Source organism: Pseudomonas sp. XP1, from assembly GCF_053557675.1.
Window position 1 is genome coordinate 31,737 of the sequence record NZ_JBNRIJ010000020.1, and the last position, 23,058, is coordinate 54,794.

Consider the following 23,058-nt stretch of genomic DNA (forward strand, 5'->3'; position numbering starts at 1 on the left):
GACCTTTACATGATCGCTTGCCTGCGGCTGTTCACAGCCCTCTGCCTTGCCGCCCTGCTGGCAGCCTGCGCCAGCTCGCCCTCATCCAGCCTGGGCGAGCTGCCGCGCACCCCGGACGCCAGCATCGAGCAACTGCTCGAAAAGGCGGCGTCCAGCAAGTCCGCGGAAGACGCCGCGCTGCTGCGCCTGAGCGCAGCCGACCTGGCCTACAAGCAGAAGGACTTCCCACGCGCCGCACGCATTCTCGAGCTGGTGCCGCTGGAAACGCTCAAGCCGGCCCAGCAAGTGTTCGCCAGCACCCTCGGTGCCGAGCTGGCCATGAGCCGCAACCAGCCCAAGGCTGCCCTGACCGCCCTGGCCCACCCCAGCCTGCAGCGCGTCGCCGAACTGCCGGAAGACCAACAAGCACGCACCTACAGCGTGCACGCGGCCGCCCTCGAAGCCGATGGCCAGACCCTGGCCGCCGCGCAACAGCGCGTGCTGCTGGCTCCGCTGCTCAGCGGCCAGGCCGCCAGCGCCAACAATGACGCCATCTGGGCCTTGGTCGCCTCGCTGCCGGCAGAGCAATTGCAGCAGCCTGGCAACGACCAGACCCTTGCAGGCTGGACCAGCCTGGCCTTCGCGGTAAAAAGTGCCGGCACCCTGGAGCAGCAGCAAGCGGCTATCGACGCCTGGGTCAAACAGCACCCTGACCACCCGGCCGCCCAGCAACTGCCGCTGGCACTGACCAAGCTCAAGGAACTGGCCAGCCAGCCGCTGACCAAGATTGCCCTGCTGCTGCCCCAGGAAGGCCCACTGGCTGGTGTTGCCCGCGCCCTGCGTGACGGCTTCATGGCTGCGCACTTCCAGGCTCAGCAAGCCGGCCAGCAGGCGCCAGCCGTGCAGGTATTCGACAGTTCGCGCATCGGCTCGCTCGACGACTTCTATCGCCAGGCACAGGCCGCAGGCGTACAGCTGGTCATCGGCCCGCTGGAGAAACCGCTGGTCAAGCAACTGGCTGCCAAGCCACAACTACCGATCACCACCCTGGCCCTGAATTACGCCGACGCCGGCCAGAAGGCGCCGCCGCAACTGTTCCAGTTCGGCCTGGCTGCCGAAGACGAAGCCCGTGAAGTGGCCCGCCGCGCCCGCGCCGATGGCATGGTCCGCGCCGTGGCCCTGGTGCCGAGCGGCGAATGGGGCGACCGCGTGCTTGCCGCCTTCCGCCAGGACTGGGAAGGCAACGGTGGCACCCTGCTCGCCGCCGAGCGCATCGCCCAGCCGGTTGCACTGGCACAGCAGATTGCCGACCTGTTCCAGCTGCGCCAGAGCGAAGGCCGCGCCAAGAGCTTGCAGAGCACGGTAGGCGGCAGCATCGCCGCACAGCCGTCGCGCCGCCAGGACATCGACTTCATCTTCCTCGCCTCGACCCCGCAACAGGCGCAGCAGATCAAGCCGACCCTGAACTTCCAATACGCCGGTGACGTACCGGTCTACGCCACCTCCAACCTGTACAGTGCCAGTGGTGACGTCAACCAGTACAAAGACATGAACGGTATCCGCTTCTGCGAAACCCCGTGGCTGCTCGATACCAGCAACAGCCTGCGCCAGCAGGTCGTGCAGCAGTGGCCGCAAGCCGCCGGCAGCCTGGGCCGCTTGTATGCCATGGGCGTCGACGCTTACAGCCTGGCGCCGCGCCTGGGCCAGCTGAAAGCGCTGCCGGACAATCGCGTACTGGGCCTTTCGGGCAGCCTGAGCATGAACGCCAACCAGCGTGTCGAGCGCCAGCTGCCTTGGGCCGAGTTCGTCGGCGGCCAGGTCCAGCGCCTGCCTGATACCGCTCGCTGATGGCAGCAGCGTCGCCTACCAGCGCCGGCCAGGCAGCGGAAACCCAGGCCCTTGAGTACCTTCAAGGGCAGGGCCTGCAACTGCTGGCGCGCAACTGGCGATGCAAAGGCGGTGAGCTTGATCTGGTCATGCTCGACGCCGATACAGTAGTATTCGTCGAAGTCCGCTACCGGTTGCACGCCGGCTTCGGTGGCGCCCTCGGCAGTATCGACGGGCGCAAGCAGAAACGGTTGGTGCTTGCCGCCAGCCTGTTCTTGCAGAAGGAGCCCCACTGGGGCAACCACCCTTGCCGCTTCGACGTAGTCGCCCTGCAGGGCAGCCACCATGCAGGCAGACCGCTTCAATGGCTGAAAAACGCCTTCGAATGCTGAACCCACTCCGTTTTTTTGCTCTATGTTTCGCGGGCTGGTCGTTGTTGCGCGTAGCAAAGGCCACCGCCCCACTTAAGGTCACCAGATGGACATGCAATCCCGAATTCGCCGGCTGTTCCAGGCCAGCATCGATACCAAGCAACAGGCAATGGACATCCTGGCACCGCACATCGAGCAGGCCAGCCTGGTCATGGTCAATGCACTGCTCAACGAGGGCAAGATGCTCGCCTGCGGCAACGGCGGCTCGGCTGGCGATGCCCAGCACTTTTCCTCGGAGCTGCTCAACCGCTTCGAGCGCGAACGCCCGAGCCTGCCGGCCATTGCGCTGACCACCGACAGCTCCACCCTGACCTCGATCGCCAATGACTACAGCTACAACGAAGTCTTTTCCAAGCAGATCCGCGCGCTGGGCCAGCCCGGTGACGTTCTGCTGGCGATCTCTACCAGCGGCAACTCGGCCAACGTGATCCAGGCGATCCAGGCCGCACATGACCGTGAAATGATTGTCGTAGCATTGACTGGTCGCGACGGCGGCGGCATGGCTTCGTTGCTGCTGCCCGAAGACGTGGAAATCCGCGTGCCTTCGACGGTTACCGCGCGTATCCAGGAAGTCCACCTGCTGGCGATCCACTGCCTGTGTGATCTGATCGACAGCCAACTGTTCGGGAGTGAAGAATGACCCCTATGCGCCTCGGCCTTATGGCCCTGACCCTGTGCCTGAGCGTCACTGGTTGCAGCTCGGTACTGACCTCTACCCGCAATTCGCCGATCGAGGACGATCGCGGCACTCGCACCATCGGCAGCAAGATCGACGACTCGCTGATCGAAACCAAGGCCTCGGTCAACATCGCCAAAGCCAGCCCTGACCTGGACAAAGGTTCGCACATCGTTGTCAGCAGCTACAACGGCATCGTTCTGCTGGCCGGCCAGACCCCGCGCGCCGACCTCAAGAGCCTTGCCGAGCAGACTGCCAGCCAGGTACAGCGGGTCAAGAAAGTGCACAACGAGCTGCAGGTAATGCAGCCCTCCTCCATCCTGGCCCGCAACAACGACGCCTGGCTGACTACCAAGATCAAAGCCCAGATGCTGACCGACAATGCCGTGCCAAGCTCGCGTATCAAGGTGATTACCGAGAACGGCATCGTCTACCTGCTCGGCCTGGTGACCCAGCAGGAGGCCAACTCGGCCACGGCCGTGGTACAGGGCGTGTCGGGTGTGCAGAAGATCGTCAAGCTGTTCGAGTACATCGACTGATTCACTGATTGCCTGCGTCGGCCTCTTCGCGGGTAAACCCGCCCCCACAGGGATCTCACAGCTTTCAAGGCTTGTTGTATTCCTGTGTGGGAGCGGCTTTACCCGCGAAAAGGCCAGCACAGGCGACAACACTGCCCCACCTTTCAGAAATCCAGGAAACACCGCATGAAAAAGCTTCTGCTGCCCGCCCTGCTGTTCGGCACTTTCGCCACCTTGGCCGGCTGCTCCACCCCAAGCCTGATCACCCTCAACGATGGCCGTGAAATCCAGGCCGTCGACGCACCGAAGTTCGACCGCGACGCCGGCTTCTACGAGTTCCAGCAACTCGACGGCAAGCGTACCCGCATCAACAAGGATCAGGTACGCACCATCAGCGACCTGTAAGCCAGGGTTGGCAGCAACAAAAAAGGCGATCCGGTTGGATCGCCTTTTTTGTTACTTGACCACTTTCAGGCTTGGTCGACCAGTCGGGCGTGGCGGCTGGCCACCACCTTCTGGCGGGCCATTGTCGTCCGGCTGCACATCATCATCTTCCGGCTCATCGTCATCCATCACGGGCGGCTCCAGTTCGAAGACCATACCTTGGCCATTTTCGCGGGCGTAGATACCCAGAATGGCGCCAACCGGCACGAACAGCGAGTGAGCCACGCCACCGAAGCGGCCCTCGAAGCTGACCGCGTCGTTGTCCATGTGCAGGCTGCGCACGGCGCTTGGCGAGATGTTCAACACGATCTGGCCATCACTGGCGAAACCGTCCGGCACCTGTACCTTTGGGAATTCGGCATTGACCAGCATATGGGGCGTGCAATCGTTGTCGACGATCCACTCGTACAGTGCTCGAACCAGATAGGGGCGACTGGAGTTCATCAACGGCTCCTTAAAGCTTGCGCATTTCACGTTCTACGGAGGACAGGCTCGCCTGGAAAGGCTCGCGGGCGAACTGCCGCTCCATGTAATCCAGCAGCGGCTTGGCTTGCCGCGGCAGCTCGATGCCCAACACTGGCAACCGCCAGAGTATGGGCAATAGACAACAATCGACCAGGCTTTGCTCCTCACTCATGAAGCAGGCGAATTCGCCGAACAACGGCGAAACCCCGGTCAGGCTCTCACGCAATTCCTTGCGCGCTTCGGCTCGGGCAGCCTCGCTGCTGCGCGAGTCGAGCACGGTATCGGCCAGGGAGCACCAGTCACGCTGGATGCGATGCATCAGCAAGCGGCTGTTGCCCCGCGCAACCGGGTACACCGGCATCAGCGGCGGATGCGGATAACGCTCCTCGAGGTATTCCATCACCACGGTCGATTCATACAGCGCCAGGTCACGGTCGACCAGGGTCGGCACGCTGCCGTAAGGGTTCACCTCGGCCAGCTTGGGCGGCAGGCGGCTGGGGTCGACATCGATGACCTGCACGCTGATACCCTTCTCGGCCAGCACAAGGCGTACCCGATGAGAATAGTGATCAGCGGGGTCGGAATAGCAGGCTAACCTGTTGGTTGCGCCCATGTAGCGCCTCCTCGCACGGGATGCTTGTGAAACTGTAAATGAAAACGCGCCCGTGGTGACCTGGCAGATCTGCCAGGCCACCACGGGCGCGTTCAACAACCAGAAACTACTGCGTGATCAGTGCACGTCCTTCCAGTATTCACGCTTGAGCAAGTAGGCGAATACGAAGAAGAAAGCCAGATACAGCAACACGTAGGTACCGATGCGCTGGCTTTCCAGTTTGACCGGGTTGGCCGAATAGGCCAGGAAGGTCACCAGGTTCTTGACCTTCTCGTCGAACTGCTCGGTCGTCAGGGTACCGGAATTCGGTGTAATGGTCAGCTGGTCGCACGCTTCATGGGTGATCGGGGTGCCGGTCAATGGGTCGAATTGCTTCTTGCCATCGGCCACGGTCTGCACCTGTTTGCAGCCGATGTGCTGGTTGCCCTGCAGGCCAACCAGTACGTTGGGCATGCCGACGTTCGGGAACACCTTGTTGTTTACCCCATAAGGCCGCGACGGGTCCTCATAGAAACTGCGCAGGTATGTGTACAGCCAGTCGGTGCCACGCACCCGGGCTACCAGGGTCAGGTCGGGTGGTGCAGCGCCGAACCAGGTCTTGGCGTCACTGGGTTTCATGCCGATTTGCATGTGGTCACCGATCTTGGCACCGGTGAACACCAGCTTCTCGAGCATCAGCTCGTGGGGGATGCCCAAGTCATCAGCCACCCGCTCGTAACGCTGGAACTTGGCACTGTGGCAGCCCATGCAATAGTTGGCAAAAGTACGCGCACCGTCCTGCATGGCGGCCTTGTCGGTCAGGTCGATGTCGACCTTGTCCAGCTCCAGGCCCGTTTCGGCCGCAAAGGAAAAGGCAGGCATCACTGCCAGCAAAAATACTGCAATCAACTTTTTCATCAGCCAGTCACCCTTTCCGGAACCGGTTTGGTCTTCTCGAGCCTTGTGTAGAACGGCATAAGCAGGAAGTAGGCGAAGTACAACACCGTGCACACCTGCGAAAGCAAGGTACGCCCAGGTGTCGGTGCCAGTACGCCCAGCACGCCGAGGATGACGAAGGCCACGCAGAACACCAGCAGGAAGAGCTTGCTGATCCAGCCCTTGTAGCGCATGGAACGCACCGGGCTGCGGTCGAGCCAGGGCAGTACGAACAGCACGGCAATGGCCGCACCCATGGCGATGACGCCCATCAGCTTGTCAGGCACCGCACGCAGGATCGCGTAAAACGGTGTGAAGTACCACACAGGCGCAATGTGCTCCGGGGTCTTGAAGGCGTTGGCCTGCTCGAAGTTAGGCTTCTCCAGGAAGTAGCCGCCCATTTCCGGGAAGAAGAACACCACGGCGCAGAACACGAACAGGAATACCACCACGCCGACAATGTCCTTGACGGTGTAGTACGGGTGGAACGGGATGCCATCCAGCGGGATACCGTTTTCGTCCTTTTTCTTCTTGATGTCGACGCCATCGGGGTTGTTCGAACCCACTTCGTGCAGGGCGAGGATGTGCAGCACCACCAGGCCGAGAATCACGATCGGCAGGGCGACCACGTGCAGGGCGAAGAAGCGGTTCAGGGTGATGCCCGAGATCAGGTAGTCACCGCGAATCCACTGGGTGAGGTCGCCACCGATCACCGGAATGGCGCCGAACAGCGAGATGATCACCTGGGCTCCCCAGTACGACATCTGGCCCCACGGCAGCAGGTAGCCCATGAAGGCTTCGGCCATCAGCGCCAGGTAGATCAGCATGCCGAACAGCCACACCAGTTCACGCGGCTTCTGGTAGGAGCCGTAGAGCAGGCCGCGGAACATGTGCAGGTAGACCACGATGAAGAACGCAGATGCACCGGTGGAGTGCAGGTAGCGCAGGATCCAGCCGTATTCCACGTCACGCATGATGTACTCGACCGAGGCGAACGCCTCTTCCGCCGAGGGCGTGAAGCTCATGGTCAGCCAAACACCAGTGACGATCTGATTGACCAGCACCAGCAGCGCCAGGGAGCCGAAGAAGTAGAGGAAGTTGAAGTTCTTGGGCGCGTAATACTTGCTCAGGTGGTCTTCCCACATCTTGGTGGCGGGGAAGCGAGCATCAATCCAGTCCATGAACTTGCTCATCATGCGTTCTCCTGGTCAACGCCGATGACGACGATCTCGTCCGACTCGTAAGAGTGCGGTGGCACGGGCAGGTTGAGAGGCGCCGGCTGCGACTTGTAGACACGGCCGGCCAGATCATAGTGGGAGCCGTGACACGGGCAGAAATAGCCACCGACCCATTTCGGGCCAAGATCGGCAGGTGCGACTTCCGGGCGGAAGGTGGGCGAGCAACCCAGGTGTGTGCACAGGCCGACGAGAATGAGGATTTCCGGCTTGATCGAACGAACCTGCGGATCGACGTAGGTGGGCTGTACCGAGGCCTTGGACTCGGGGTCAGCCAGGTCGCCAACGACCTTTTTCAGGTTACCGAGGATCTCGTCCGTTCGCCGCACGATGAACACCGGCTGGCCACGCCACTCGGCCACCATCTGCTGCCCGGCCTCGACCTTGGCGATATTGACCTTCACCGGTGCACCCGCGGCTTTCGCCTTGGCACTGGGAAACCATGACCCCACGAACGGTACCGCAGCCCCCACTGCCCCCGCTGCCCCGACTACAGATGTCGCGGCTACGAGGAAGCGGCGCCGGCCTGCGTTGACGCCGTCATTGCTCATTCAGTCCTCTCCCATCAGCTTGCTTGGCCTGTTGAACCAGACCCTGTACTTAGGTTGTGTCAGTGGCGCTAAAAATTGGTCGCCATGGTAAGAAACAAATCCACACACTGACAAGGTGAATACCCCAGCCATGGGGCACTACCCGCGCTTTGCTTGATCTGCGTCTATGCGACAAGTGGTCACTGACATGCTGACAGGTTAGTCCAAGACATAAAAAAAGCCCGGTTCCAAGGAACCGGGCTTTTTTCGACTGCCGAAGCGGTATTAACGCTTGGAGTACTGAGGACGCTTACGCGCTTTACGCAGACCCACTTTCTTACGCTCGACTTCACGAGCGTCGCGGGTGACGTAGCCAGCACGACGCAGAGCGCCACGCAGGGTTTCGTCGTATTCCATCAGAGCGCGGGTGATACCGTGACGGATCGCACCGGCCTGACCGCTGACACCACCACCGGAAACGGTGACGTAGATGTCGAACTTCTCGACGGTTTCGGTCAGCTCGAGTGGCTGACGAACAACCATGCGAGCGGTTTCGCGACCGAAGAACACGTCCAGAGAACGGTTGTTGATGGAAATGTTACCAGTACCCGGACGCAGGAATACGCGAGCGGTTGCGGTCTTGCGACGGCCAGTGCCGTAGTTTTGAGTCGCCGACATAATGAACTATCCCGTTAGATCTTCAGTTCTTGAGGCTGCTGAGCAGTGTGTGGGTGAGCAGCACCCGCGTACACTTTCAGCTTGCGGTACATGTCGCGACCCAGCGGGTTCTTCGGCAGCATGCCTTTGACCGCAGTTTCGATAACACGCTCAGGGGCCTTGGCGATCAACTTCTCGAAGTTGATTTCCTTGATACCGCCCGGGAAACCGGAGTGGGAGTAGTACATCTTGTCGGAAGACTTGGCACCAGTCACACGAACCTGCTCGGCGTTGATGACGACGATGTAGTCGCCGGTGTCAACGTGAGGGGTGTATTCTGGCTTGTGTTTGCCACGCAGACGGCTAGCGATTTCGGTAGCCAGACGACCCAGGGTCTGGCCAGCGGCGTCGACTACGAACCACTCGCGCTTTACTGTTTCCGGTTTAGCAGTAAAAGTTTTCATTCTCTAAAGCCTCAGAGGCCGCCCAGCGAAAAATAGACGGCGAATCTTACTGGATAGTGCACAGCTTGCCAAGGGCAAGCGCGCAGCCGAACGCTGACGCTTTTGGGGGCTCGGGTCAGGCACGCCAATGTTCGACGGGGTTCTTCCTGTGTGGTGGTGCATCACTTCCGCCACACGGAGAGGGGCCGAATTATCCAGATTGCGCGAAAAATTTCAACCTGCTTTGATGGGCTTCTTTGTCAAGGAGTGTCTATCCGATGGAATACCGCCAGCTCGGCCGTACCGACCTCAATGTCAGCGCCCTGTGCCTGGGCACCATGACCTGGGGCGAGCAGAACGTCCAGCCCGAGGCCTTCGAACAGATTGCCCGAGCCAAGGCCGCCGGGGTCAACTTCATAGACACCGCCGAGATGTACCCGGTGCCGCCCCGCCCCGAAACCTACGCCGCCACCGAGCGCATCATCGGCAACTGGTTCCGTGACAATGGCGATCGCGACGCCTGGGTGCTGGCCAGCAAGGTCGCCGGTCCCGGCAATGGCATCAGCCACATCCGCGACGGCCAGCTCAAGCACAACCGCCAGCACATCGTCTCCGCGCTGGACGAGAGCCTAAAGCGCCTGCAGACCGACCGCATCGACCTGTACCAGCTGCACTGGCCCGAGCGCAGCACCAACTTCTTCGGCAAGCTGGGCTACCAGCACCTGCCACAGGACCACTTCACCCCGCTGGAAGAAACCCTCGAAGTGCTCGACGAGCAGGTGCGCGCGGGCAAGATCCGCCACATCGGCCTGTCCAACGAAACGCCATGGGGCACCATGAAGTTCCTGCAACTGGCCGAAAGCCGCGGCTGGCCGCGAGCGGTGTCGATCCAGAACCCGTACAACCTGCTCAACCGCAGCTTCGAGGTAGGCCTTGCAGAAGTGGCCATCCGCGAACAGTGCGGCCTGCTGGCCTATTCGCCGCTGGCGTTCGGCATGCTTTCCGGCAAATACGAGAACGGCGCACGCCCGGAAAACGCGCGCCTGACCTTGTTCAGCCGCTTTGCCCGCTACTCCAACCCACAGACCGTGGCTGCCTGCAGCCGCTATGTGCGACTAGCCCGCGAGCACGGCCTGGATCCGGCGCAGATGGCTCTGGCATTCGTCACCCGGCAGCCGTTCGTGACCAGCAACATCATTGGTGCGACCAGCCTCGAGCAACTGGACAGCAACCTTGCCAGCCTCGAGCTGAACCTCAGTGATGAACTACTGGCGGCGATCGAGGCAATTCACCAGGAGCAACCGAACCCAGCGCCTTGAGCCGGACCCTGTGCCCACTTCAAGGCCTGTGGGGCACCTGCAGGAGCAGCCTTGTGCTGCGAAGAGGCCATTGCTTGCGCAGGCAATCTTCAGCCCGGCCTCTTCGCAGCAAGGCTGCTCCTACAGGTTGGCACTCACCCTCTCTTGCACAGGCTAGACACAATCGCCAAAAAATAAGACGATCCAGCCGGTGATTGACCACTCTACCCTATAAGAACAATGACAATGATGTTTACCCAACCCTCCGCGTCGCTGCGGCGCGTCAGCATCCTGGCCATTGACAAGGTGTTCGCTTCGACCTTGATGCAGGCCAAGGATTTCTTCCACCTCGCCAGCTTGCGCTACAGCAAGCAGCTGGGCCTGGGCCTTCAGCCCATGTTCGAGATCCGCCTGGTAAGCCCGGACGGCCAGCCCGTGGACAGCTTCAGCAATGTGCAGCTGCCAGTCGAAGGCGGCCTGGACGACGCCGATGTGATCATCCTCCCGGCCTTCTGGGACGACTTCGACAACCTGCTGCAACGTTATCCACAGGTGCTGCCGTGGCTGCGTGAACAGCATGCCCGTGGCGCTGTGCTGTGCGCCGAGGCCAGTGGCGTGTTCTGGTTGGCAGAGTCCGGCCTGCTCGACGGCAAGGAAGCAACCACCTACTGGCGCTTCTTCAACAGCTTTGCCGAACGCTTTCCGAAGATCCGGCTGAACCAGGACAAGCACCTGACCGACGCGGACAACCTGTACTGCGCCGGCGGCACCACCTCGGCCTGCGACCTGTACATCTACCTGATCGAACGCTTCTGTGGGGCCAACGTGGCCCGCGCCGTATCCCGCGACATCCTCTACGAAGTGCAGCGCAACTACACCCCCGGGCGCATGGGCTTTGGCGGGCAGAAGCTGCACCAGGACCTGATCATCCTGCAGATCCAGCACTGGCTGGAAGAACACTTCGCAGACAAGTTCCGCTTCGAGGACGTGGCCCGCAACCACGGCATGAGCATTCGTAATTTCATGCGCCGCTTCCAGGGCGCGACGGGTGACAAGCCGCTGCACTACCTGCAACGGCTACGGATCGAGACGGCCAAGGGCTTGTTGTCGAGTACGCGCAAGAGCATCAAGACCATCAGCTATGAGGTCGGATATGACGATGCCAGTTTCTTTGCGCGGCTGTTCCGCCAGCATACCGAGCTGTCGCCGAACCAGTATCGGCAACAGTTCATGCAAGAGGCTTGAGGCGAATGGGGCCGCTTTGCGGCCCCGGGAATGTCAAGGCTTGTGCGCCCGCGCCAGGAACTCGTGAGACTGCATTTCCAGCAAGCGGCTCAGGGTACGCTGGAACTCGAACGCCAGGCGCCCACCGGTATACAGGTCCTTCAGCTCCACTTCGGCCGAGATGATCAGCTTGACGTTGCGGTCGTAGAACTCGTCCACCATGTTGATGAAGCGGCGGGCGATGTCGTCGGTAGTGACGCCCATCTGCTCCACGTTGCTCAACAGCACGGCATGGAAAATCTTGCCCAGTTCGATGTAGTCGTTCTGGCTGCGGGGGCCGTCGCACAGGGCGCGGAAGTCGAACCAGGCCACGTCGTCACAGGTAAGCAGGGCATTGATCGGGCGATTCTCGATCATCAGCACGTCGTTCTCGACCGCCTGGGTGCATTCAGGGGTCAGCGCCTTGAAGCTTGCGCGCAGGCTCTGGTGCGCAGCCTCATCGAGCGGGTAATGGTACAACTCGGCCTGCTCCAGGTGACGCAGGCGGTAGTCGACCCCGCTGTCGACGTTCACCACATCGGTGTACTGCTTGATCATGGCAATGGCCGGCAGGAAGCGCGCGCGCTGCAGGCCGTCCTTGTACAGGCCGTCCGGCACGATGTTGGAAGTAGCCACCAGCGATACGCCGTTCTTGAACAACTCTTCCATCAGGGTGCCGAGGATCATCGCGTCGGTAATGTCCGACACGAAAAATTCATCGAAGCAGATCACCTTGGCTTCTTCACTGAAGCGCTTGGCAATGATGGTCAGCGGGTTCTTCTCGCCCTTGAGGGTTTTCATTTCCTCGTGCACGCGCTTCATGAAGCGGTGGAAGTGCGTACGCATCTTCTGCTTGAACGGCAGCGCCTCGAAGAAGGTATCGACCAGGTAAGTCTTGCCGCGCCCTACCCCACCCCAGAAGTACAGGCCCTTGACCGGGGTCTGCTCCTTCTTGCCGAACAGCTTGCCGAACACGCCCGGCTTGTTGTTCTGCGCGTGCACCAGGTCGTCGTACAGGCGCTGCAGGTGACGCACCGCAGTTTCCTGCGCCGCGTCATGGAAGAAGTCGGGACGTTTCAGATCTGCTTGATATCGTTCTAGGGGCGTCATGATTCGTTAGCGAGGCAACAAAAAACGGGCCGTCACTGTAGCGACAGGCCCGCTTAATGGCAATCAGACTTGCGTCAATATGCCTCATCCAGACCAACTAAGTGCTGGATGGCACCAGCTTTGCCGGTGTTCGCGGGTAAACCCGCTCCTACAGGCGAAATGCCTCAGTCCGGTTGAGGCGCAAGCGCTGCACGCAGGCTTTCGATGGCTGAATCACGGGCTTCGGCGCTGTCGAACTGCGGCCCGTCGGCAACTTGTTCGCCGTTCAGCCACAGGCCGAAGCCCAGGCCTTCGACGCGCACATCCGCCTCGCCACCTTGCTGCAACTGCTTGCTAACGGCGCCGGCGCTCTTGCCGTCGGCGAAACTGCGCGAAAGCAGCAGTTGTTCACCGTCAGCGGCCAGCAGGCGGAAGCGGAAGCTGCCGTCTTCATCGCGGAAGCTGACGAAACGCGCGCTCTTGGCGGCCTTTTTCTTCACTTCGGTGCTGGCCTGCACGCTGCTGCGGAACGAACGCAGGCCAACGGCCTCGCGCAGCTGCTCGAGGAACGGCGTGGCGATCTTGCGGGCTTTGGCGGCACCGGCCAGCAGGATATCTTCCAGGTCCGCCGGGCGGGCGATCAGCTGATGGTAGTACTCGCGATTCTCGGCCAACTGGCCGTCCAGCAGCTGGAACAGGCGCTGCTTGGCCTCCCCCCAACCCAGGCCCTGTAGCAGCTCTTCACGGAACTCGGCGCACTGCGCCGGCGTCGAGAAGGCCTGGTACAGGGTGAACAGATGCGCGTTGTCCGGGTCTTTCGCTTCGCCAGGCGCACGCGAGTCGGTGACGATGCGCGAGATGGCGTCTTTCATTTCCTTGGCGCTGGTGAACAGCGGGATGGTGTTGTCGTAGCTCTTGGACATCTTGCGCCCGTCCAGGCCCGGCAGGGTCGCCACGCTCTCCTCGATCACCGCTTCCGGCAGGGCGAAGAAGTCCTTGCCCTGGCCGAACAGGTGGTTGAAACGCTGGCCAATGTCGCGGGCCATTTCCACGTGCTGGATCTGGTCACGGCCGACCGGCACCTTGTTGGCGTTGAACATCAGGATGTCCGCGGCCATGAGCACCGGGTAGCTGTACAGGCCCATGGTCACGCCGGCATCCGGGTCTTCGCCGTTTTCCAGGTTCTTGTCCACCGAGGCCTTGTAGGCGTGCGCGCGGTTGAGCAGGCCCTTGGCGCTGACGCAGGTCAGCAGCCAGGTCAGCTCGGGGATTTCCGGGATATCGGACTGGCGGTAGAAGGTGACCTTGTCCGGATCGAGACCACCGGCCAGCCAAGTGGCGGCGATTTCCAGGCGCGAACGCTGGATGCGCAGCGGGTCGTCGCACTTGATCAGGGCGTGGTAGTCGGCCAGGAAGTAGAACGAGTCGACACCGGGCTGCTGGCTGGCACGGATCGCCGGGCGGATGGCGCCGGCGTAGTTGCCCAGGTGCGGAGTGCCGGTGGTGGTGATACCGGTAAGAATGCGCGTGGTCATGGGTGTTCGCTTATTCAGGCTTGGCTCAGTTCGAAAGGCGCGGCAGCAGCAGATCCTTCAGATCGGTCAGCTTGCCATGGAAGAAGTGTCCGCATTCTGCCACTTTCAGCAGCTCATGGGGGCGCGACAGGCTGTCGGACCAATCGTAAACCAGCTGCGGCGCGACGACTTCGTCGGCGTCCGGCTGCACCACGGTAATCGGGCAGCGCTGCGGCAAGGGGAATTCCGCCGTCAGGCGCATGACCGCCGGGGCGATCATGAACAGCTGCTGCAGCTCTACCCCGGCGGCCTCCAGGCGGCCGGCCAGGCTGGTGGCGACGAAGCCACCGAACGAGAAGCCCATCAGCACCAGCGGCAGGCCCAGATGCTTTTCGCGCAGCCAGGCCGCAGCGGCCTCGGCATCGTCCACCTCGCCAGCGCCCATGTCATGGGTGCCGGCGCTCTGCCCGACGCCACGATAGTTGAACCGCAATGTCACGTAACCGGCATCACGGGCAGTGCGTTGCAGGGTCGAGACCACCTTGTTGAGCATGGTGCCGCCCTGGACAGGGTTGGGGTGGCAGATCAGCACCGCACCACGTGCGTTGGCCACATCCAGATACAAGGCTTCCAGCTGGCCGCTGGGGCCATCGATGAACAAGGGGGTTTCGCGGACAAGCAAGGCACTACTCCGTGACCTCGGGAGGGGTCGATTCGTCTAGGTGAGGAATTCTGTTCTGATTTGCGATCGCTCGCGGTATACAGCGCAGGTCTGAGCCGTTAACGTAAAGCAAAGCCGTTTATAGAGGAAGGACTCGTGGAACTCTCGCTCCTTGTTTGGTTGTTGCCGACCCTGGCCCTGGTCATCGGCGTGGTGGTCGGTTTCGTCGTCGCTCGCCTGCTGCCCAATGCCGCGCCGAGCAGCACCCAGCGTCAGCTGGATGATATCCAGAAGCGTTTCGACAGCTACCAGAACGAAGTGGTCACCCACTTCAACAGCACTGCCGTGCTGGTCAAGAAACTGACCCAGAGCTACCAGGACGTCCAGGATCACCTGGCCGACGGCGCCAATACCTTGGCCCTCGACGACGTGACCCGTCAGCGCCTGCTGGCCGCCCTGCATTCCGAAGGCAGCCAGGGCCCACGTGACCGCCTGACCCCTCCGAAAGACACCGCCGAAGTGCCGCGCGACTACGCGCCGAAAGCGCCGAACTCGCCGGGCATGCTCGACGAGAGCTACGGGCTCAAGCGCTGATCTGCCGAACATGAACAAGGCCTCGCAAGAGGCCTTTTTTGTGGGCTGGATTCACTGGCCTCTTCGAGGTGAACCCGCTCCTACAGGGTCGGCGCAGGTTTCAAATACTACGCCTGACCCGCGAAGAGACCGGCCCAGGCAACCTAGCTGCAAGCCTCCAGCGCCTGCTCGACATCCGCCAGCAGGTCCTCCACATCTTCCAACCCCACCGACAAGCGCACCAGCCCCTCCGATATCCCGTGATGCGCCCGCTCCTGCGGCGTATAGCTGGAATGGGTCATGCTCGCCGGGTGCTGCGCCAGTGACTCGGCATCGCCCAAGCTCACCGCCCGGGCAAACAGTTGCAGGGCATTCATGAACCTGCGCCCGGCCTCGATACCCCCTTTGAGCTCGAATGCGATCATCCCGCCCGGCAAACGCATCTGCCGCTGCGCCAGCTCGTACTGGGCAAACGACGGCAACCCCGGGTAGTGAATCAGCTCCACCTGCGGCTGCCGAGCCAGAAACTCCGCCACCTGCTGGGCATTGGCGCTATGGCGGTCCATGCGCAGGGCCAGGGTCTTGATCCCGCGCATCAGCAGCGCTGCATCGTGGGGCGACAGCACCGCCCCGGTCATGTCCTTCAGCCCTTCCAGGCGAATGCGGTCGACCAACGCCTTGCGCCCCACCACCAGCCCGGCAGTGATATCACCGTGGCCACTGAGGTACTTGGTCGCCGAATGCACCACCAGGTCCGCCCCCAGCTCCAGCGGCCGCTGCAGGTAGGGTGTGCAGTAGGTGTTGTCGACCACCACATGCACATCATGCCCGCGCACCGCCTCGGCCACCGCAGCGATATCCACCAGCTGCATGTTGGGGTTGGCCGGCGTTTCGAAATAGATCATCCGCGTTTTGCTGTTGATCGCCGCTTTCAGGGCTTTGGCATCGTTCAGGTCTACATGGCGGATCTTTACCCCGAATTCGCCAATGCCATGGTGAAGGAAGGCAAAGGTGCAGCCGTACAAAGTACGCCCGACGATCAGCTCATCACCGGGGCGCAGCAGGGTCCAGATCGTCGAGGTGATGGCCCCCATGCCCGACGCCAATGCCAACCCCGCCTCACCGCCCTCCAGCGAGGCCATGCGCTGTTCCAGCAGGGCCAGGGTAGGGTTGGAGATGCGACTGTAGAAATGCCCAGGCTCCTCCCCGGCAAAGCACGCAGCGCCGTATTCCACGGTGGGGAAGGCATAAGTAGCGGTCTGGTACACCGGCGGCACCAGGGCGCCACCGTGGGAAAGCGGGTCGTAGCCATGGTGAATGGCCCGTGTGGAAAAACCGGTGTTGTTTTGGGAGTCGCGCATGGCAACAGCCTCTTGTGGTTTGCTATAAGCTTATGCCACCGAGCTGCCCGATTTTTTCCAAAATGACCCACGCATACGCGTGCTTTCTGGAACAAAAATAACAATTACCGGACCAGGAGGGCAAAACATGCCTTCAAGCCTCGACCGCACCGACCGCGCCCTGCTCGCTGCCCTGCAGGACAACGCCCGCCTCACCGTTGCCGAACTTGCCGACCAGGTAGCGCTGACCACCTCGCCGTGCTGGCGGCGGGTCAAGTTGCTGGAGGACAACGGCTACATCACCGGCTACCAGGCCATCCTGTCGCCCAAGTCGCTGGGGTTTGGCGTGACCGCGTTCGTCAGCATCATGATGGACTCGCACACCAAGGACATGGCGCTGGCGTTCGAGCAGCGGCTGATGGAAATTCCCGAGATTGTCGCCTGCCACAACATCTCCGGGCGCTACGACTTCTTGCTGGAGATTCTGGCGCGGGATCTGGAGTCGTTTGGGGAGTTCACCCGGGAAGTGCTGCAGCGGTTGCCGGGGGTGAAGGAGATCTATTCGAGCTTTTCCTATAAGGCGGTGAAGGAACGGCGGGTAATTCCGGTATCGGAAAAACATATTTGAACTGACTATCGTCACGGAAATGGCACTTCGTTGCCCGATTCGACTCGACATTTTTTATAGGGCAACTTTTCAGTTTTTTATGGTGCTCGACCTGATAGACGCTTGAAATGTTACAGCGAACACCAGGCACTCCTCGCAGATCAGCGCCTGGCTTGCTCTGTCCAGCGACTAGTGCGAGGTGCTGGATTTTTCCAGAGCCGTTATTCGACGATCCAGTTCGCGAGCAGATTCGATCAACGGCGCAACCAGCTTTTCGTAATCCACTGTCAGCAGGCCGTCCTTTTCATGTACCAGCTCCGGATAGATCTTCTGCACATCCTGGGCGATCACACCGATATCATCTCGACCGGACTCTTTCCACTTCATCCGCACGCCGTGAATCTTCAACAGGGTGTCGGTGGAATTCAGCAGTTCCTTTACATCCGTCTTCAGGCGTGCATCACTGAACGGGCAGCATTTGGAACCCAAGTCGGCACTTGCCGAGCCCGATAACCCAACAGCCAATATCAGTGTCAATGCTGCAAAATGGTTGGTGATTTTCACCGTTGCGTCTCCTTGATTGTAGGAGCACACAGGGTGAGTGAATGGTCTTCTACGCAATAGTCGGACTTCTTGCTTGTTAGCGCAGGAAAAGGCAATGCGCCTCTAGTTACCCCATAAAAAAACCCGCCGAAGCGGGTTTTCTCTTGCAGTCTGGCGCTTAGATCGCGCCACGCTGACGCAGCACGTCCAGCACCTGTTTCACGCCCTCGTCCACGCTGGTGGCCTGGGTGTCGATCACAAGGTCTGCGTCCAGCGGCACATCGTACGGGAAGCTTTCGCCCGGGATGTTGTCGCCACCAGCAGCGTACAAGCCTTGCGGGTCACGCTCACGGCAGGCCAGCGGCGAGGCCTGGACGTAAACGGTCACCAGGCGCTCCTTGCCGATCAACGCCTTGGCCTGTTCGCGGCCTTCGGCATCCGGGGCCACGAACGCTGCCAGGGTCAGCAGACCGGCTTCGTTGAACTGGCGCGCCACATGGGCGGCGCGGCGCCAGTTCTCGGTGCGGCCGGCGCGGTCCTGTGGCAAGCCCTTGTTCAGGTCGTGGCGCAGGTTCTGGCCGTCGAGCACGTACACCGCACGGCCCATGTCGAACAGCTTGCGCTCCACGGCGTAGGCCAGCGTGCTCTTGCCAGCGCCGGACAGGCCGCTGAACAACACGGTGGCAGGCTGCTGGCCGAAGCGCAGGGCACGCTCTTCTGTGGCCACATGGCACAGCTTGCCATGATGGCCGGTGCTGCCGTGCGGCAGGACTGGCGGGGCGATGATCATGCCAGCGCCAACGGTGCCATTGGTCAGGCGGTCGATGACGATGAACGCACCAGTAGTGCGGTTGCTGTCGTAACCGTCCAGAGCGATCGAGGCGTCCAGGGACACCTTGACGCGGCCGATTTCATTCAGCTGTAGCGCGCTGGCAGCGCCCTGCTCCAGAGTGTTCACATCAACCTTGTGGGTGATGCTGGCAATCGAGCCCGGTACGTAGCTGGTGGCGCGCTTGATGTCGTATTTCTTGCCCGGGAGCATCGGCTCCTCGGCCATCCACACCAGCATGGCGTCGAACTGGTCGGTGACCGGCGGGACGTTGTCGGCATGCACCAGCAGGTCGCCACGGGAGATGTCGATCTCGTCTTCCATGGTCAGGGTCACGGCCTGGCCAGGGCCTGCGTTTTCCAGCTCGCCTTCGTAGGTGACGATGGACTTGACGCGGCTGCTCTTGCCCGACGGCAGCACGACGATTTCGTCGCCCTTGTGCACCACACCGCTGGCGATGGTGCCGGCGAAGCCACGGAAGTTCAGGTTCGGACGGTTGACGTACTGCACCGGGAAGCGCAGGTCGGTGAAGTTGCGGTCGGCCGACACTTCGACGGTTTCGAGGATTTCCATCAGCGTAGGGCCGGCGTACCACGGCGAACGCTCGCTATGGTTGACCACGTTGTCGCCCTTGAGCGCCGACATCGGCACGAAATGCAGGCTGCTCGGGGTCAGCTTGATGGCTTCGGCGAACTTCAGATAGTCGGCCTTGATCGACTCGAAGACATCCTGATCGAAGCCCTTGAGGTCCATCTTGTTGACCGCGACCACGATATGCTTGATGCCCAGCAACGAGGCAATGTAGCTGTGGCGGCGAGTCTGGGTCTGCACGCCGTAGCGGGCGTCGACCAGGATGATCGCCAGGTCGCAGGTGGACGCACCGGTAGCCATGTTGCGGGTGTACTGCTCATGGCCTGGGGTGTCGGCAATGATGAACTTGCGCTTGGCGGTGGAGAAGTAGCGGTAGGCGACATCGATGGTGATGCCCTGCTCGCGCTCGGCCTGCAGACCGTCGACCAGCAGTGCCAGGTCGACTTCCTCCCCGGTGGTGCCGACTTTCTTCGAATCACGGGTGATGGCCTCGAGGTGGTCCTCGTAGATCATCTTCGAGTCGTGCAGCAGGCGCCCGATCAGGGTGCTCTTGCCATCGTCGACGTTGCCGCAGGTCAGGAAGCGCAGCAGTTCCTTGCGCTCGTGCTGGGCCAGGTAGGCGAGGATGTCCTCGCTGATCAGATCAGATTGGTGCGACATGGAGTAACCCTGAAATTAGAAGTAGCCTTGGCGTTTCTTGTCTTCCATGGAACCGGCGCCATCGTGGTCGATGACACGGCCCTGGCGTTCGGACGTACGGGTCAGGAGCATTTCCTGGATGATGTCCGTCAGGGTCTCGGCTTCCGACTCGACAGCACCCGTCAATGGGTAGCAGCCGAGGGTACGGAAACGCACCTTCTTCTTGACGATGCGCGCTTTCTCTTCGTCGGTGAGATGTTCGAGGATGCGCTCGTCGTCGATCATGATCAGGGTGCCGTTCTTCTCGATCACTTCACGCTCGGCGGCAAAGTACAGCGGCACGATCGGGATGCCTTCGAGGTAGATGTACTGCCAGATGTCCAGTTCGGTCCAGTTCGACAGCGGGAAGACGCGGATCGACTCGCCCTTGTTGACCTTGCCGTTGTAAACGTTCCACAGTTCCGGGCGCTGGTTCTTCGGGTCCCAGCGGTGCTTGCTGTCACGGAACGAGTACACGCGCTCCTTGGCCCGCGATTTCTCTTCGTCGCGGCGCGCACCACCGAAGGCGGCATCGAAACCATGCTTGTCCAGCGCCTGCTTCAGGCCCTGGGTCTTCATGATGTCGGTGTGCTTGGAGCTGCCATGGGTGAACGGGTTGATGCCCTGCGCCACACCCTCGGGGTTGACGTGGGTGATCAGCTCCAGGCCCATTTCCTCGACCATCTTGTCGCGGAAGCTGTACATCTCCTGGAATTTCCACTGAGTGTCGACGTGCATCACCGGGAACGGCAGCTTGCCCGGGAAGAAGGCCTTGCGCGCCAGGTGCAGCATCACGGCGGAATCCTTGCCGATCGAGTACAGCATCACCGGGTTGTCGAACTCGGCGGCCACCTCGCGGATGATGTGGATGCTCTCCGCCTCCAGCTGTTTCAAGTGCGTCAGTTTGTCGACCATGGCTACTCACGAAAAACGATCTTATGGACGGCCTGCGGGCCGTGTTCGAGCGAGCCACTTTATCACAGCGGCTGCTTCTATTTAGGAGGCTGGCTAGATCGAAAAAGTCTAACGATATGACTGGGGGTTTGGGCTGGAATTTGGGGCCGCTCTGCGGCCCTTCGCGGGCACGCCCGCTCCCACAGGTACAGCGGAGCCCTTGTGGGAGAGGGCGCGCCCGCGAAGAAGGCGACGCCGATGTCAGATCGGGTTCGGGCAATCGATGAACAGGTGCTCCACGGCAAAGCGCCGCGCCAGGTAATCCCCCAGCGCCTGCACCCCATACCGCTCGGTGGCGTGGTGCCCGGCGGCAATGAAGCTGACACCATTCTCGCGAGCACTATGGTAGGTCTGCTCCGACGCCTCGCCGGTCAGGTAAAGGTCTACCCCGGCCGCGATCGCGGTGTCGATGTAGCCCTGCCCGCCCCCCGTGCACCAGCCGACCCGGCGAATCATCTGCTCACCTTCGACCAGCAGAGGCTCACGCCCCAGCACCTCACGCACCCGTCGGGCAAAGTCGAGCGCGGTCATCGGCTCGGCCAGCGAGCCGACCAGGCCGACCACCTTGGGGTTCTCCGGGTCCAGCGGCCCTTCGACGGTGATGTCCAGCTGCCGCGCCAGTTGCACGTTGTTGCCCACGTCCGGGTGCACATCCAGCGGCAGGTGGAACGCCAGCAGGCTGATGTCGTTGTTCAACAGGGTCTTCAGCCGGCGCTGCCGGATGCCGGTGATACAAGGGTTCTCACCCTTCCAGAAGTAGCCATGGTGCACCAGCACCAGGTCGGCCTCGGCCTCGACCGCCGCATCCAGCAGCGCCTGGCTGGCGGTAACGCCGCTGACGATTCGGCTGACCTGCGGCCGGCCTTCGACCTGCAGGCCATTGGGGCAATAATCCTGGATCTTCGCGCTGCCCAGGTAACGCTCGGCTTCCTCGACCAGGGTGTTCAGAGCGACGGCCATGAAAATCTCCTCGAAATCTGCGTTTTTCTCGGGCACAACGCCCATGCAACGCCCGTATAATGCCGGCCATTATGGGCCGTCGCCGGCACTGGGGGAACCGGTGTATGATCGCGCGCGCTCATGCCCCACCGCACGGTCACCGTCCCCGGCTCTTTCCAGGATTCATTCATGTTCAAGGCTTTGCGTTATTTTGGCTGGCCCCTGCTTACCGGCGTACTGATCGCCATGCTGATCATCCAGCGCTTCCCGGAGTGGGTCGGCCTCCCCAGCCAGGACGTCAACCTCCAGCAGGCGCCGCAGACCTCGCGGATCATGCAGGGCCCGGTATCCTACGCCGACGCCGTGACCCTGGCCGCCCCGGCGGTGGTCAACCTGTACACCACAAAGGTGGTGAACAAGAGCGCCCACCCGCTGTTCGAAGACCCGCAGTTCCGCCGTTTCTTCGGTGACAACCTGCCCAAGCAGCGCCGCTGGGAATCAAGCCTGGGCTCGGCGGTGATCATGAGCCCCGAGGGCTACCTGCTGACCAACAACCACGTCACCAGCGGCGCCGACCAGATCGTCGTAGCCCTGAAGGATGGCCGCGAAACCCTTGCCCGGGTCATCGGCAGCGACCCGGAGACCGACCTTGCGGTGCTGAAGATCGACCTGAAGAGCCTGCCGGCGATCACCATCGGCCGCTCCGACAACATTCACATCGGCGACGTGTCGTTGGCCATCGGCAACCCGTTCGGGGTCGGCCAGACCGTGACCATGGGCATCATCAGCGCCACTGGCCGCAACCAGCTGGGCCTGAACAACTACGAAGACTTCATTCAGACCGACGCCGCGATCAACCCGGGCAACTCTGGTGGTGCGCTGGTGGATGCCAACGGCAACCTGATCGGTATCAACACGGCGATCTTCTCCAAGTCCGGCGGTTCACAGGGCATCGGCTTCGCCATCCCGGTGAAACTGGCACTGGAGGTGATGAAGTCGATCATCGAGCACGGCCAGGTGATCCGTGGCTGGCTGGGCATCGAAGTGCAGCCGCTGAGCCAGGAACTGGCTGAATCGTTCGGCATGAAGGACCGCCCGGGCATCGTGGTGGCGGGTATCTTCCGCGAAGGGCCGGCGGCCAAGGCCGGGCTGCAGCTGGGTGACGTGATCCTGAGCATCAACGGCGAGCCGGCCGGCGACGGGCGCAAGTCGATGAACCAGGTGGCGCGGATCAAGCCCAACGAGAAGATCACCATCGAAGTGATGCGCAATGGGCAGCAGCTTAAGCTGATCGCCGAGGTGGGGCTGCGGCCGCCACCGGCGCCGGCAGTCGCCAAGGAAGAAAAGTAAGCCTTCGATCTGGGGCTGCTTTGCAGCCCATCGCCGGCAAGCCAGCTCCCACAGGTACTGCACATGGCTTGAGGCTGATGTGATACCTGTGGGAGC

25 protein-coding genes are annotated in these 23,058 nt (G+C 61.7%); 10 read left to right on the top strand and 15 right to left on the bottom strand.

The annotated features are described in order from the left end of the window. The first annotated feature begins 9 nt into the window (after nucleotides 1-9). The 5 genes from ACK1U9_RS17430 (at nucleotide 10) to ACK1U9_RS17450 (ending at nucleotide 3,836) form a co-directional block, all read left to right on the top strand. On the top strand, nucleotides 10-1,827 hold the full coding sequence (locus ACK1U9_RS17430) for a penicillin-binding protein activator (protein ID WP_046616518.1): 1,818 nt from the start codon (nucleotides 10-12) through the stop codon (nucleotides 1,825-1,827). Next, nucleotides 1,827-2,198, top strand: coding sequence for a YraN family protein (locus ACK1U9_RS17435; protein WP_013974121.1), 372 nt, complete (start codon nucleotides 1,827-1,829; stop codon nucleotides 2,196-2,198). The genes ACK1U9_RS17430 and ACK1U9_RS17435 overlap by 1 nt, the downstream gene beginning before the upstream one ends. An 85-nt stretch (nucleotides 2,199-2,283) precedes the next feature. Further along, on the top strand, nucleotides 2,284-2,877 hold the full coding sequence (locus ACK1U9_RS17440) for a phosphoheptose isomerase (RefSeq protein WP_012274070.1): 594 nt from the start codon (nucleotides 2,284-2,286) through the stop codon (nucleotides 2,875-2,877). Beyond that, complete coding sequence (locus ACK1U9_RS17445; RefSeq protein ID WP_063913315.1) at nucleotides 2,874-3,452, top strand: BON domain-containing protein; 579 nt, start codon at nucleotides 2,874-2,876, stop codon at nucleotides 3,450-3,452. The genes ACK1U9_RS17440 and ACK1U9_RS17445 overlap by 4 nt, the downstream gene beginning before the upstream one ends. A 165-nt stretch (nucleotides 3,453-3,617) precedes the next feature. Next, nucleotides 3,618-3,836 carry a YgdI/YgdR family lipoprotein gene (locus tag ACK1U9_RS17450; protein WP_046616516.1) on the top strand — a complete coding sequence of 73 codons (219 nt, stop codon included), beginning with the start codon at nucleotides 3,618-3,620 and terminating at the stop codon, nucleotides 3,834-3,836. 51 nt (nucleotides 3,837-3,887) lie between these two features. Here the strand turns inward: ACK1U9_RS17450 and ACK1U9_RS17455 are convergent, their stop codons facing one another. The 7 genes from ACK1U9_RS17455 to rplM all read right to left on the bottom strand — a co-directional run bounded on the left by ACK1U9_RS17455 (nucleotide 3,888) and on the right by rplM (nucleotide 8,754). Next, nucleotides 3,888-4,319 (bottom strand): ClpXP protease specificity-enhancing factor, encoded by a 432-nt coding sequence (locus tag ACK1U9_RS17455; protein ID WP_046616515.1) that lies wholly within the window; start codon nucleotides 4,317-4,319, stop codon nucleotides 3,888-3,890. Nucleotides 4,320-4,329: 10 nt separating this feature from the next. Continuing rightward, the gene (locus tag ACK1U9_RS17460) at nucleotides 4,330-4,953 is read right to left on the bottom strand and encodes a glutathione S-transferase N-terminal domain-containing protein (protein ID WP_085601202.1); all 624 of its coding nucleotides are present in this window, start codon (nucleotides 4,951-4,953) and stop codon (nucleotides 4,330-4,332) included. 117 nt (nucleotides 4,954-5,070) lie between these two features. Continuing rightward, complete coding sequence (locus tag ACK1U9_RS17465) at nucleotides 5,071-5,850, bottom strand: cytochrome c1 (protein WP_046616512.1); 780 nt, start codon at nucleotides 5,848-5,850, stop codon at nucleotides 5,071-5,073. Next, nucleotides 5,850-7,061, bottom strand: coding sequence for a cytochrome b (locus ACK1U9_RS17470; protein WP_025340560.1), 1,212 nt, complete (start codon nucleotides 7,059-7,061; stop codon nucleotides 5,850-5,852). Before ACK1U9_RS17470 ends, ACK1U9_RS17465 begins: the two co-directional genes overlap by 1 nt. After that, complete coding sequence (gene petA, locus ACK1U9_RS17475; protein ID WP_015271723.1) at nucleotides 7,061-7,654, bottom strand: ubiquinol-cytochrome c reductase iron-sulfur subunit; 594 nt, start codon at nucleotides 7,652-7,654, stop codon at nucleotides 7,061-7,063. Before petA ends, ACK1U9_RS17470 begins: the two co-directional genes overlap by 1 nt. A gap of 264 nt (nucleotides 7,655-7,918) precedes the next feature. Continuing rightward, nucleotides 7,919-8,311 carry a 30S ribosomal protein S9 gene (gene rpsI / locus ACK1U9_RS17480; protein ID WP_003260797.1) on the bottom strand — a complete coding sequence of 131 codons (393 nt, stop codon included), beginning with the start codon at nucleotides 8,309-8,311 and terminating at the stop codon, nucleotides 7,919-7,921. A gap of 14 nt (nucleotides 8,312-8,325) precedes the next feature. Continuing rightward, nucleotides 8,326-8,754: a 50S ribosomal protein L13 gene (gene rplM, locus ACK1U9_RS17485; RefSeq protein WP_003260798.1), complete on the bottom strand. Its 429-nt coding sequence runs from the start codon at nucleotides 8,752-8,754 to the stop codon at nucleotides 8,326-8,328. A gap of 257 nt (nucleotides 8,755-9,011) precedes the next feature. Between rplM and ACK1U9_RS17490 the strand changes: the two genes are divergently transcribed. Together ACK1U9_RS17490 and ACK1U9_RS17495 are read left to right on the top strand one after the other, a co-directional pair. Beyond that, nucleotides 9,012-10,052 (top strand): NADP(H)-dependent aldo-keto reductase, encoded by a 1,041-nt coding sequence (locus tag ACK1U9_RS17490; protein WP_046616510.1) that lies wholly within the window; start codon nucleotides 9,012-9,014, stop codon nucleotides 10,050-10,052. Between the two features lie 303 nt (nucleotides 10,053-10,355). Continuing rightward, the gene (locus ACK1U9_RS17495; RefSeq protein ID WP_075047039.1) at nucleotides 10,356-11,276 is read left to right on the top strand and encodes a GlxA family transcriptional regulator; all 921 of its coding nucleotides are present in this window, start codon (nucleotides 10,356-10,358) and stop codon (nucleotides 11,274-11,276) included. 33 nt (nucleotides 11,277-11,309) lie between these two features. On the opposite strand, the gene zapE is transcribed toward ACK1U9_RS17495, so the two are convergent. From zapE to ACK1U9_RS17510, 3 genes are all read right to left on the bottom strand, one after another. Continuing rightward, on the bottom strand, nucleotides 11,310-12,404 hold the full coding sequence (gene zapE / locus ACK1U9_RS17500; protein ID WP_046616509.1) for a cell division protein ZapE: 1,095 nt from the start codon (nucleotides 12,402-12,404) through the stop codon (nucleotides 11,310-11,312). Between the two features lie 164 nt (nucleotides 12,405-12,568). After that, nucleotides 12,569-13,918 (bottom strand): tryptophan--tRNA ligase, encoded by a 1,350-nt coding sequence (locus tag ACK1U9_RS17505; RefSeq protein ID WP_108480657.1) that lies wholly within the window; start codon nucleotides 13,916-13,918, stop codon nucleotides 12,569-12,571. Between the two features lie 25 nt (nucleotides 13,919-13,943). Further along, nucleotides 13,944-14,579, bottom strand: a complete 636-nt coding sequence (locus tag ACK1U9_RS17510) for an alpha/beta hydrolase (protein WP_108480656.1) — start codon at nucleotides 14,577-14,579, stop codon at nucleotides 13,944-13,946. A 135-nt stretch (nucleotides 14,580-14,714) separates the two neighbouring features. Between ACK1U9_RS17510 and ACK1U9_RS17515 the strand changes: the two genes are divergently transcribed. Continuing rightward, nucleotides 14,715-15,152 (top strand): YhcB family protein, encoded by a 438-nt coding sequence (locus ACK1U9_RS17515; RefSeq protein WP_025340565.1) that lies wholly within the window; start codon nucleotides 14,715-14,717, stop codon nucleotides 15,150-15,152. A gap of 143 nt (nucleotides 15,153-15,295) precedes the next feature. Here the strand turns inward: ACK1U9_RS17515 and ACK1U9_RS17520 are convergent, their stop codons facing one another. Further along, the gene (locus ACK1U9_RS17520; protein WP_108480655.1) at nucleotides 15,296-16,492 is read right to left on the bottom strand and encodes a methionine gamma-lyase; all 1,197 of its coding nucleotides are present in this window, start codon (nucleotides 16,490-16,492) and stop codon (nucleotides 15,296-15,298) included. Nucleotides 16,493-16,619: 127 nt separating this feature from the next. Between ACK1U9_RS17520 and ACK1U9_RS17525 the strand changes: the two genes are divergently transcribed. Next, nucleotides 16,620-17,099: an Lrp/AsnC family transcriptional regulator gene (locus ACK1U9_RS17525; RefSeq protein ID WP_016498026.1), complete on the top strand. Its 480-nt coding sequence runs from the start codon at nucleotides 16,620-16,622 to the stop codon at nucleotides 17,097-17,099. A 168-nt stretch (nucleotides 17,100-17,267) separates the two neighbouring features. On the opposite strand, the gene ACK1U9_RS17530 is transcribed toward ACK1U9_RS17525, so the two are convergent. From ACK1U9_RS17530 to ACK1U9_RS17545, 4 genes are all read right to left on the bottom strand, one after another. Beyond that, nucleotides 17,268-17,642: a tail fiber domain-containing protein gene (locus ACK1U9_RS17530; protein ID WP_449110063.1), complete on the bottom strand. Its 375-nt coding sequence runs from the start codon at nucleotides 17,640-17,642 to the stop codon at nucleotides 17,268-17,270. A gap of 157 nt (nucleotides 17,643-17,799) precedes the next feature. Then, nucleotides 17,800-19,701, bottom strand: a complete 1,902-nt coding sequence (cysN, locus tag ACK1U9_RS17535) for a sulfate adenylyltransferase subunit CysN (protein WP_046616504.1) — start codon at nucleotides 19,699-19,701, stop codon at nucleotides 17,800-17,802. A 15-nt stretch (nucleotides 19,702-19,716) separates the two neighbouring features. Continuing rightward, nucleotides 19,717-20,634 (bottom strand): sulfate adenylyltransferase subunit CysD, encoded by a 918-nt coding sequence (gene cysD / locus ACK1U9_RS17540; protein ID WP_013974136.1) that lies wholly within the window; start codon nucleotides 20,632-20,634, stop codon nucleotides 19,717-19,719. Nucleotides 20,635-20,874: 240 nt separating this feature from the next. Continuing rightward, nucleotides 20,875-21,633: a Nif3-like dinuclear metal center hexameric protein gene (locus ACK1U9_RS17545; RefSeq protein WP_108480653.1), complete on the bottom strand. Its 759-nt coding sequence runs from the start codon at nucleotides 21,631-21,633 to the stop codon at nucleotides 20,875-20,877. 168 nt (nucleotides 21,634-21,801) lie between these two features. Between ACK1U9_RS17545 and algW the strand changes: the two genes are divergently transcribed. Beyond that, nucleotides 21,802-22,962, top strand: coding sequence for a Do family serine endopeptidase AlgW (gene algW / locus ACK1U9_RS17550; protein ID WP_046616502.1), 1,161 nt, complete (start codon nucleotides 21,802-21,804; stop codon nucleotides 22,960-22,962). Nucleotides 22,963-23,058: the final 96 nt, after the last annotated feature.